Here is a 9,341-nt window from a genome sequence, read left to right on the forward strand (position 1 = left end):
CGATCGGGTCACGTAGCGCAGCCCGCCACCCGCGACGATCGTCGTCTCCGACCAGTGCTTGAGCCGCGGCCACTCCTCGTCGGGGAAGCCGAGCAGCCAGCCGATCACCCGGGCGGGCAGCGGCGCGGCGAGGGCGCTCACCGCGTCCACCGCGCCCGCCTCCAGGGCGTGGTCCAGCTGCTCGGTGACCACCTCACGGACCCGCTCGGCGTACTGTTCGCGCACGTAGCGGGGCGTGAAGCGGCGGTAGACGAGGCGACGCTGCTCGGCGTGCTCGGGGTCGTCCAGGCCGATCATCGACGGGTCGGACGGGAGCTGCGGGCGGTAACCGCCGGTGCTCGTCCACAGTCCTGGATCACGCTCTATGGCCGCGATGTCCGCGTGGCGGGAGATGCCCCACAGATTGTTCGCGGCGTCGTAGTGCACGGGGGAGTGCTCGCGCAGCCAGGCGTAGACGGGACCGGGGTCGCCCGCGTACAGGTCGCCGTCGAGTAAGTCGGGGTTCATCTCAGGCCAGCACCCCCTGGGAGCGGAGCTTCTCGGTGGTCTCGGCGTTCAGGCCCCATCCGGACAGGTCCGTGAGGCGGGTGGCCGGTGACAGGTCCTGGGCCGGCGCGCCGAGCAGCCGGGGCGCGGGCACCGGATGGCTGATGCCGCCGACGTCGGTGAAGCTGCCCCGGGCGACGTTGTGCGGGTGCGCGGCCGCCTCCGCCATGGACAGCACGGGGGACACGCAGGCGTCCGAGCCCTCGAAGACGGCCTCCCACTCCGCCCGCGTCCGCTTCTTGAACTCCTGCGCCAGGCGGGCCTTCAGCGCCGGCCACTGCGCCCTGTCGTCGCGGTCGGGCAGGTCAGTGAGCTCCATCAGGGTCACCATCGCCGCCCAGAACTGCGGCTCCAGCGAGCCGACCGCCAGGAACCGGCCGTCGGCCGTTTCGTACGTGTCGTACTGGGGGGCGCCCGTGTCGAGCAGGTTCGTCCCGCGCTCGCCCCAGAAGCCGCTCTGGACGCCGTGGTAGAACATCGCGAACAGGACCGCGGCGCCGTCCACCATGGCCGCGTCGATCACCCGTCCCTTGCCGGTGCGCTCGCGCTCGAACAGGGCCAGCAGCACCCCGTACGCGAGCATGAGGCCGCCGCCGGCGAAGTCGCCCAGGATGTTGATCGGCGGCGTCGGCTTGCTCCCTTCGCGGCCGAGCAGCGACAGGATGCCGGAGATCGCGATGTAGTCGATGTCGTGGCCTGCGGTGGGGGCCAGCGGGCCCTCCTGGCCCCAGCCGGTCATCCGGCCGTAGACGAGTCTCTCGTTGACCGCGTGCAGGTCCTCGGGCCCGATGCCCAGGCGCTCGGCCACACCCGGCCGGAACACCTCGATGACCACGTCGGCCTCGCGGGCCAGTTCCTTGAAGGCGGCCACGCCCTCGGGCGACTTCAGGTCCAGGCCGATCGTGTGCTTGCCACGGTCCATGACGTCCGCGCGGGGCTTGTCGGAGACGGCCGGCACGCGGTCCACCCGCAGCACCTCGGCGCCGTGGTCGGCGAGCATCATCCCGGCGAACGGTCCCGGCGCGAGCCCGGCGAGCTCCAGCACCTTGACCCCGGCGAGCGGGCCTTGACGGCCTTCAGACATCTGTTTCTCCTACGTGTCGTTTCGCCTCAGTAGAACAACCTTCGGTGATGTGTGGCAAGGCACCTTCCGGACTTCCGGCAATGATCAGTGAGGTATGGGAAACTTGCCCACTGTTCGGGTGGGTCTACAGGGGTTGGACATGGTTTCGGATAGCAACCGGCTGGTGGCCAAGCGGTACCAGTTAGTGCGCGAACTGGGACGGGGCGGCATGGGCGTGGTCTGGGAGGGCCGCGACACCTTGCTCAACCGGCAGATCGCGGTCAAGGAAGTGCTGCTCCCCGAGGGGATGTCACGGGCCGACCAGGAACGGCTGCTGATGCGCACCGCCCGCGAGGCGCGCATGGCGGCGCGGCTGAGCCACCCGTCGGTCGTCGCGATCTACGACGTCGTCGAGGAGGACGGCCGGCCGTGGATCATCATGGAGCTGGTCCGCCACCCGTCCGTGGAGGAGGTCGTCGCCACCTCGGGCGCCCTCCCCGTACGGCAGGCCGCCGACGTCGGACGGCAGGTGCTGTCGGCGCTGAAAGCCGCCCACGAGGTCGGCATCCTGCACCGCGACGTCAAGCCCAGCAACATCCTGCTCACCGACGACGGCCGGGCCGTGCTCACCGACTTCGGCATCGCCCAGTCCGAGGGCGACGCCTCGCTGACCGCGACCGGCATGGTGACCGGCTCGCCCAGCTTCCTGGCCCCCGAACGCGTGCGCGCCGCCGAGTCCGGCCCCGCCTCCGACCTGTGGTCCCTCGGCGCGACGCTGTACGCCACGCTGGTCGGCCGCTCGCCGTTCGAGCGCGGCGACCCCATGGCCACCCTGAACGCGCTGCTCAGCGAAGAGCCCGACTACCGCAGGATCCCGCCGATCATGCACCCGCCCCTGAAGGGGCTGCTGCGCAAGGAGGCGCACGAACGCGTCGACGCCGAGGAGGCCGACCGGCTGCTGGCCGCCGTCGTCGCCGCCAAGCAGCCGAGCAACGACCGGCACGAGATCGAGCCCCGGCGGCGGCGGCGCGGCAGCCGTGGCCGCACGCTCGTCGCGGCCGTGGCCGCCGTGGTGGTGGCGGTCACGGGGGCCGGGGTGGCGATCTTCAAGTTCAGCGACGCCGCCGAGGGAACTCCCCGGATCACCCAGCAGGCGGCGACCAGCCCGCTGCCCAGCGTCCTGCCCTCGGCCGTCTCGCCCAGCGTCACCGCCACGCCGACCCCGACGGTCACCCGCACCCGGGCCGCGGCGGTCGTACGGGCGTGGAGGTCGAGGGACGGCTGGTCGATCATGCGGCCCGTCGGGTGGAGAGGCGCGCGCAAGGAGGCCTACACCGAGTGGACGCGCCGTGACCGGGCGGCGCACCTGGGCGTCGAGGCCGTCTACGCCCAGATCGACCCGAACCAGGTCGCCCGCGACTCCCAGGAGTCCCTGCGGCAGAACGCGCCCGACCTGCGCGTGCTGCGCCGCAAGATCGTCGCCCACCAGGGGACGAAGGCCGTGGAGCAGGAGTTCACCTACACGGCCGGGGCCGCCGGCGCGGCGCCGTGGAGCACGCAGGGAACCCGCTACCGCGAGGTGCAGCGGGTGGTGGCGATCGGGCAGACCGCCTACATCCTGTCGTGGACCGTCACCGAGGCGCGCTGGAGATCGGACCAGAGGTTGATGCGGCAGGTGATCTCCAGCTTTACGGTGGCCACGTGACCCCTTGGAACCTGCTCGCGCTGCCCCCGCTCCCCGAGGAGCCGCTGCGGCGGCTGCTCGCCCCCCTCGGCGACCGGGTCGAGGTGCGGGTGCCGCCCGCCCGCGACCGCGCCGCGCTCCTCGGCCTGCTCGGCGAGGCGGAGATCGTGCTCGGCGACTGGACGGCGCGGCTCGCGCTCGACGCCGAGGCCGTCGCGGCCGCGCCCCGGCTGGCCTTCGTCCAGCAGCCCTCGGTCGGCGTCGACGGCCACGACCTGAGCGCCCTGGCCGCCGCCGGCGTGCCGCTGGCCAACACGGCCGGGGTCAGCGCCGTCGCCGTGTCCGAATGGTGCCTGGCCGCCGCGATGTCGCTGTCGCGCAAGCTCGCCGAGGCCGACGCCGCCGTACGGGCCGGGCAGTGGCCGCAGCAGGAGCTGCAGCCGCGCGAGCTGCACGGCAGGCGGGTCGGCGTCGTCGGCTTCGGCCCGATCGGCGCCGCCTGCGCCCGGCTGTTCCGCGCGGTCGGCTGCGAGGTGTCCTACTGGACGCGCACGCCCCGCGACGAGCCCGGCTACCAGGAGCTGGAGCCGCTGCTGACCGGCTCCGACATCGTCGTCGCGGTGATCGCGCTGTCGGAGCGGACCCGTGGCCTGATCGACCCCCGGCGGCTGAAGCAGGGCGCGCTGCTGGTCAACGCGGCCAGGGGCGAGGTCGTCGACCAGGCGGCGCTGAGCGAGGCGCTGGCCTCCGGCCACCTCGGCGGCGCGGCGCTCGACGTCTTCGAGACCGAGCCGCTGCCCGAGGACGACCCGCTGCGCAAGCTCGACCGCGTCCTGCTGTCGCCGCACGTCGCCGGAGTGACCCCGGAGTCCACGGGACGCCTGATCACAGCCGTGATGACCAACCTGACGGCCGCCCTGGACGGCCATGAGGTGGCCAACGTGATCAACGGTGTATCGCCGGTCATCCGCAGAAAGTTTTCCGGTTCATCCCCCACGTAGGCATTTCACCTGGCACGATAAACAGTTTTCGTGTCTTTAACGACCCCGGTCTGGTCGATGTCAGCCCAGGGAGATACCTTCTTACGGACGATCTCTACCAGCTCAAGGGGGTGCTTCCGTGACGACGACGATGTCGACACACCAGCGGGCAGTAGAGCACATCAGGCAGTCCTACGCCGAGATCCCGGGTGACGCCGCTCCCCGGCTGGCCAAGGCCACGTCCAACCTGTTCAGGTTCCGCGACTCGGGCAAGACCGCCAAGCTCTCGGCCAGGGAGCTCGACGAGGTCATCAGCGTCGACCCGGTCACGATGACGGCCGAGGTCCAGGGCATGACGACCTACGAGCACCTGGTCGACGCCACGCTCCCGCACGGGCTCATGCCGTATGTGGTGCCGCAGCTCAAGACCATCACCCTGGGCGGGGCCGTCACCGGCCTCGGCATCGAGTCCACGAGCTTCCGCGACGGCCTGCCGCACGAGTCGGTCGAGGAGCTGGAGATCCTCACCGGCGACGGCCGCGTCGTGATCGCCCGCGACGACAACGAGCACCGCGACCTGTTCCGGGCCTTCCCCAACTCCTACGGCACGCTCGGCTACGCGCTGCGCATCCGGATCAAGCTCAGGAAGGTCGAGCCGTACGTGCGGCTCACGCACGTCAAGTTCACCGACGCCGACAAGTGCATGCTGGCCATGCAGGAGATCTGCGACAGCATGGAGCACGACGGCGAGCCCGTCGACTTCGTGGACGCCGTCTTCTTCCGTCCCGGTGAGATGTACGTGACCGTCGGCCGCTTCTCCGACCGCGCGCCCTACGTCTCCGACTACACCGGCATGCGCATCTACTACCAGTCGATCAGGCAGCGCAACCGCGACTGGCTGTCCATCCGCGACTACCTGTGGCGCTGGGACACCGACTGGTTCTGGTGCTCGCGCGCCTTCGGCGTCCAGCAGCCCGTCGTCCGCTCGCTCATGCCGCGCCGCTGGATGCGCTCCGACGTCTACCGCCGCCTGGTCGCCCTCGACCGCCGCTACGGCGTCACCGCCCGCGTCGACCGCTGGCGCGACCAGCCCGTCCAGGAGTCGGTCATCCAGGACGTCGAGGTCCCGATCGAACGGGGCGCCGAGTTCCTGGAGTTCTTCCACGACAAGGTCGGCATGACGCCCGTCTGGATGTGCCCGCTGCGGGCCTCGACGCGCTGGCCGCTCTACCCGCTCGAACCCGGCAAGCTGTACGTCAACTTCGGCTTCTGGGGAATGGTGCCGCTGCCACGGGGGCAGTTCGACGGCTACTACAACCGGCTCATCGAACGTGAGGTGCACGAGCTCGACGGCCACAAGTCGCTCTACTCGACCTCCTTCTATGCCCGTGAGCAGTTCTGGGAGCTGTACAACGGCGATGCTTACTGGCCGGTCAAGCAGGAATACGACCCGAACGGCCGACTGCTTGACCTGTACGACAAGTGTGTACGGGGAAGGTGAGCTGATGGCTCTTGCGTCCATCTTCGAGAAGATCGTTGGTCCACAGGCCAACATCGCGTTCATGGCCTACGACGGCAGCAAGGCCGGGCCCGACGGGGCCGACCTGGTACTGGAGGTGAAGTCCCCCATAGCGGTCGCCTACCTCGCGCAGGCACCGGGGGAGCTGGGCCTGGCGAGGGCGTACATCGCCGGGCACATCGACGTCCACGGCGACATGTACCACCTGCTCGACCGCATGTGGAACATCACCACCAACGACTTGACCACCTCCGAGAAGATCGCCGCCGTCCGTTCGCTCGGCCTCAAGCCCCTGCTCATGCGCGTCCCGCCGCCGCCGCAGGAGATGCGCCAGAGCGCCTTGGCCAGGCTCGGCTCCCGGCACGCCAAGCAGCGCGACGCCGAGGCCATCCACCACCACTACGACGTCTCCAACCGTTTCTACGAGTGGGTGCTGGGGCCGTCGATGGCGTACACGTGCGCGGTCTACCCCACCGACGAGTCCTCCCTCGAAGAGGCCCAGTTCGCCAAGTTCGACCTCGTGGCACGCAAGCTGGGGCTGAAGGAGGGCATGCGGCTGCTCGACGTCGGCTGCGGCTGGGGCGGCATGGTCATGCACGCCGCCAAGCACTACGGCGTCAAGGCCCTCGGCGTCACCCTCAGCAGGCAGCAGGCCGAATGGGCGCAGAAGGCCATCGTCGACGCCGGCCTCTCCGACCTGGCCGAGGTCCGCTTCATGGACTACCGCGACGTCATCGAGACCGACTTCGACGCCGTCAGCTCCATCGGCCTCACCGAGCACATCGGCAAGCAGAACGTGCCGGCCTACTTCCGCTTCCTCAACGGCAAGCTCAGGCCCGGCGGCCGGCTCCTCAACCACTGCATCACCCGCCCGACCGGGACCGAGAAGACGTTCAACAAGGGCGGCTTCATCAACCGCTACGTCTTCCCCGACGGCGAGCTGGAGTCCGTCGGCTGGCTGGTGCGCCAGATGGAGGACCTCGGCTTCGAGATCCGGCACGAGGAGAACCTGCGCGAGCACTACGCCAAGACCCTGCGCCACTGGTGCGACAACCTCGACGCCAACTGGAACGACGCGGTCCAGGAGGTCGGCATGGGCACCGCCCGGGTGTGGGCGCTGTACATGGCGGGGTGCATCGTGGGGTTCGAGCGCAACAAGGTGCAGCTCCATCAGGTGCTGGGGGTGAAGCTGGACTCCGAGGGGCACTCGGGGGTCCCGCTCCGTCCCTCCCTCGACTGGCCCTGACGCCCCCTCGGGCCTGCGCCTGAAGCTCCGGGCGCGCCCCCAGGGGCGCGCCCCCCTTCGACCCCCGACAGGCATGGCCTTCGCCTCCGGCTCAGACTGCGTCCGAGCGGGGGCGCGGCCCCCGCACCCCGCCAACTGCGCGGTCCTCGCCTGACGGCTCGGGCTGTGCCTCCTCGGGGGCCACGGCCCCCGGCGTGAGGGGCCTCCCGGCCCCTCACACTCCCCGGGCCTCCCCCGGCTGCCGGCAGTGATCCGCCGCGGCCGAGGCGACCGCTCACCGGCCTGACCGCGAACTGGCAGGAGTTCTCCGCGCGGCTCACCGCGCCCGCGGGGACCGCCAAGGTCATGCTGGAACTGGACGGTCCCGGCAGCGCCGGTCAGTCACTCCACCTCGACGACATCGTGGTGGCCGGCCAGTAGACGCGGCCGGCGGCCCGGAAGATCGTGTCACGGAGGTTCGACGGTGAGGTCCGTGACCCGGCGCAGCGCGTCGAGATGGGAGGCCAGCGCCTGGCTCCCGGCCCGGTGGCGCCCAGCCAGGTCCGCGGACGCTTGCCGACATGTCCCTCGCCGAACCCATCATGAGGTAACGCACTGGCCGACGGCTCTCCAGCCGCGCCCTGGCCGCCGCGGCGGCGTGCTGTCGAGCATCGCCCGCGCCTGATGAGGGAGCGGTATCTCGTCCGGGGGCCGGCCGATCGCGGAAGGGTGGCGTGTCGCCGAAGTGATGATGTCTCCTCGAATTTCGCCCGCCACCCGTCACGGACGGCGAACCGTGCGCGTACGAAAACGCCCGCCCCTATTTCCGGAGAAGGGAAACGCAGGCGCGTTCTTCTTCGGGAAATCGGCGGGCGGACTCAGCGTGAACACTGGCGATCAGTTCGTCGATCTCGGCGAGGACCGCGCGGGCCCGCCTGATGAAACTCTCGCCGGCCGGGGTCAGCGTCACCCGTCTGCTCGTGCGGTGGAACAAGGGCCGGCCCAGCTCCCGTTCCAGTCGCCGGATGCGCCGGCCGAAGGGCTGCGCGGAGATGTGGTGACGGCGCGCGGCCCGGCCGAAGTGGAGTTCCTCCGCGAGCGTCACGGCATAGCGCATCGATTGGATGTCCATCACGGCCCCCCGTGTGCGTACGTCCCCTAGGGACGTATCGTGCGGGCGGACGTGGCGGATGACGGCCCGCCGGTGCGGCCGGCGCCCCTTTCTCCGATCGTGTTAATTTCGGTTCCGATCAACGGTTGTTGCGCGGGGAAGCGTCTATTACTTTCGGCTGCATATCCTCCGGTGCGGCCAGTCGCGCGAGCGCCGGAAAACAATTCCTGACCGATCGGGACCCAACACAACTTCCGAAGGAAAATCGCCATGCGTAAGTTTCTCCGGACCGTGCTGCTGACCGTTCCTCTCGTTCTCGCCCTCGTCCTCCCCGGCTCTCCCGCCGCGGCGGCGGAGCCCTTGGCCTACGACTTCGGGGACTGCGACCGGATCCCCTCGCTCATCGTCTGCACCATCGCCTACAAGGGCGGCCTCCAGCCGGTGACCATCCGCTGGTACAAGGACGGGGACCTCAAGGAGCAGTACAACGACAAGAAGCTGTTCAGGATCGGCTGCAAGGTCGGCAAGGAGGTGTACATCGACGTGGTCGTGACCGACGCCACCGGCGACTGGTTCAAGTTCAGCACGTCCGGCACGTGCTCCAACACGGCCGACTGATGTCGCGGTAGCGGCCCGGCGTCTCAGAGCCTGGAGACGTAGTACATGTTGCCGGCCGGCTGCAGCACCTTGGCGAGAGCGGCGCTGCTGAGGGTGTGGGAGCCGCCGGTCGGCTTCCACGGGTCGTACACGGTGATCGTGCCCTTCAGCTTGTCGTAGCCGTACGCGATGATCGCGTGACCGACCTTCTTGCCCTTGACCTTCCCCTTGTTCCAGGGCAGTCGCTCCATGTACACGGCGATCACCGGCGCGCGGTGCAGGTCACCGATGTTCTGCGACACCCGGCTCATCAGCACGCCCGGGTTGCCGTCCGCGTCGGTGGGGATCGAGAACCGGTAGCCGCGCGACTCGACGTAGGCGTTGATCACCGGGACGGCGTTGGCGCCCTTGGTGCCGGAGGTCGTCGTCCTCATCTTCTTGGCCAGGGTCGCCTGGCTGACCTTCACCCCGAAGGTGGACAGGCTCATCGAGGACGACGCGGGGACGCAGTAGTAGTTCGTCTGCTGCTTCTGCCCTTTGAGGGAGAGCTTGTACTTCAGAGGGGTGAAGATCCCTTCAGCAGTGGGTGAGGGGATGGGGGAGGGGGTGGGTGAGG

General features: G+C 69.8%; 9 protein-coding genes. 5 read left to right on the forward strand and 4 right to left on the reverse strand.

From position 1 onward, the window contains the following. Both KME77_RS16110 and KME77_RS16115 read right to left on the reverse strand, forming a co-directional pair. Nucleotides 1-507, reverse strand: a 507-nt coding sequence (locus tag KME77_RS16110; protein WP_504739330.1) for a cytochrome P450 family protein, incomplete at its 3' end; no start/stop codon positions are given. 1 nt (nt 508) lies between these two features. Further along, the gene (locus tag KME77_RS16115) at nt 509-1,630 is read right to left on the reverse strand and encodes a CaiB/BaiF CoA transferase family protein (protein WP_219467833.1); all 1,122 of its coding nucleotides are present in this window, start codon (nt 1,628-1,630) and stop codon (nt 509-511) included. Between the two features lie 139 nt (nt 1,631-1,769). Here KME77_RS16115 and KME77_RS16120 point away from each other — a divergent pair, with 139 nt between their 5' ends. From KME77_RS16120 to KME77_RS16135, 4 genes are all read left to right on the forward strand, one after another. Continuing rightward, nucleotides 1,770-3,314 (forward strand): serine/threonine-protein kinase, encoded by a 1,545-nt coding sequence (locus KME77_RS16120; protein ID WP_219467835.1) that lies wholly within the window; start codon nt 1,770-1,772, stop codon nt 3,312-3,314. Further along, on the forward strand, nt 3,311-4,294 hold the full coding sequence (locus KME77_RS16125) for an NAD(P)-dependent oxidoreductase (RefSeq protein WP_219467838.1): 984 nt from the start codon (nt 3,311-3,313) through the stop codon (nt 4,292-4,294). The genes KME77_RS16120 and KME77_RS16125 overlap by 4 nt, the downstream gene beginning before the upstream one ends. 130 nt (nt 4,295-4,424) lie before the next feature. Beyond that, nucleotides 4,425-5,774: an FAD-binding oxidoreductase gene (locus KME77_RS16130; protein ID WP_219467853.1), complete on the forward strand. Its 1,350-nt coding sequence runs from the start codon at nt 4,425-4,427 to the stop codon at nt 5,772-5,774. A 4-nt stretch (nt 5,775-5,778) separates the two neighbouring features. Next, nucleotides 5,779-7,038 carry an SAM-dependent methyltransferase gene (locus tag KME77_RS16135; protein WP_219467841.1) on the forward strand — a complete coding sequence of 420 codons (1,260 nt, stop codon included), beginning with the start codon at nt 5,779-5,781 and terminating at the stop codon, nt 7,036-7,038. A gap of 799 nt (nt 7,039-7,837) precedes the next feature. Here KME77_RS16135 and KME77_RS16140 read toward each other — a convergent pair. Then, entirely contained in the window at nt 7,838-8,149 is a 312-nt protein-coding gene (locus KME77_RS16140; protein WP_219467843.1) for a LysR family transcriptional regulator, read from the reverse strand. A gap of 249 nt (nt 8,150-8,398) precedes the next feature. Here KME77_RS16140 and KME77_RS16145 point away from each other — a divergent pair, with 249 nt between their 5' ends. Continuing rightward, on the forward strand, nt 8,399-8,746 hold the full coding sequence (locus KME77_RS16145) for a hypothetical protein (protein WP_219467846.1): 348 nt from the start codon (nt 8,399-8,401) through the stop codon (nt 8,744-8,746). 23 nt (nt 8,747-8,769) lie between these two features. Here KME77_RS16145 and KME77_RS16150 read toward each other — a convergent pair. Next, nucleotides 8,770-9,341 (reverse strand): C39 family peptidase (locus tag KME77_RS16150; RefSeq protein WP_219467848.1); only part of this gene is annotated, 572 nt, incomplete at its 5' end.

The organism is Nonomuraea rhizosphaerae (assembly GCF_019396405.1).
In the GTDB taxonomy this organism is placed as follows: domain Bacteria; phylum Actinomycetota; class Actinomycetes; order Streptosporangiales; family Streptosporangiaceae; genus Nonomuraea; species Nonomuraea rhizosphaerae.

Coding starts and splice junctions, on each gene's coding strand:
- KME77_RS16115 (WP_219467833.1), bottom strand. CDS start 1,630: ATGTCTGAAGGCCGTCAAGGCCCGCTCGCCGGGGTCAAGGTGCTGGAG.
- KME77_RS16120 (WP_219467835.1), top strand. CDS start 1,770: ATGGTTTCGGATAGCAACCGGCTGGTGGCCAAGCGGTACCAGTTAGTG.
- KME77_RS16130 (WP_219467853.1), top strand. CDS start 4,425: ATGTCGACACACCAGCGGGCAGTAGAGCACATCAGGCAGTCCTACGCC.
- KME77_RS16135 (WP_219467841.1), top strand. CDS start 5,779: ATGGCTCTTGCGTCCATCTTCGAGAAGATCGTTGGTCCACAGGCCAAC.
- KME77_RS16140 (WP_219467843.1), bottom strand. CDS start 8,149: ATGGACATCCAATCGATGCGCTATGCCGTGACGCTCGCGGAGGAACTC.
- KME77_RS16145 (WP_219467846.1), top strand. CDS start 8,399: ATGCGTAAGTTTCTCCGGACCGTGCTGCTGACCGTTCCTCTCGTTCTC.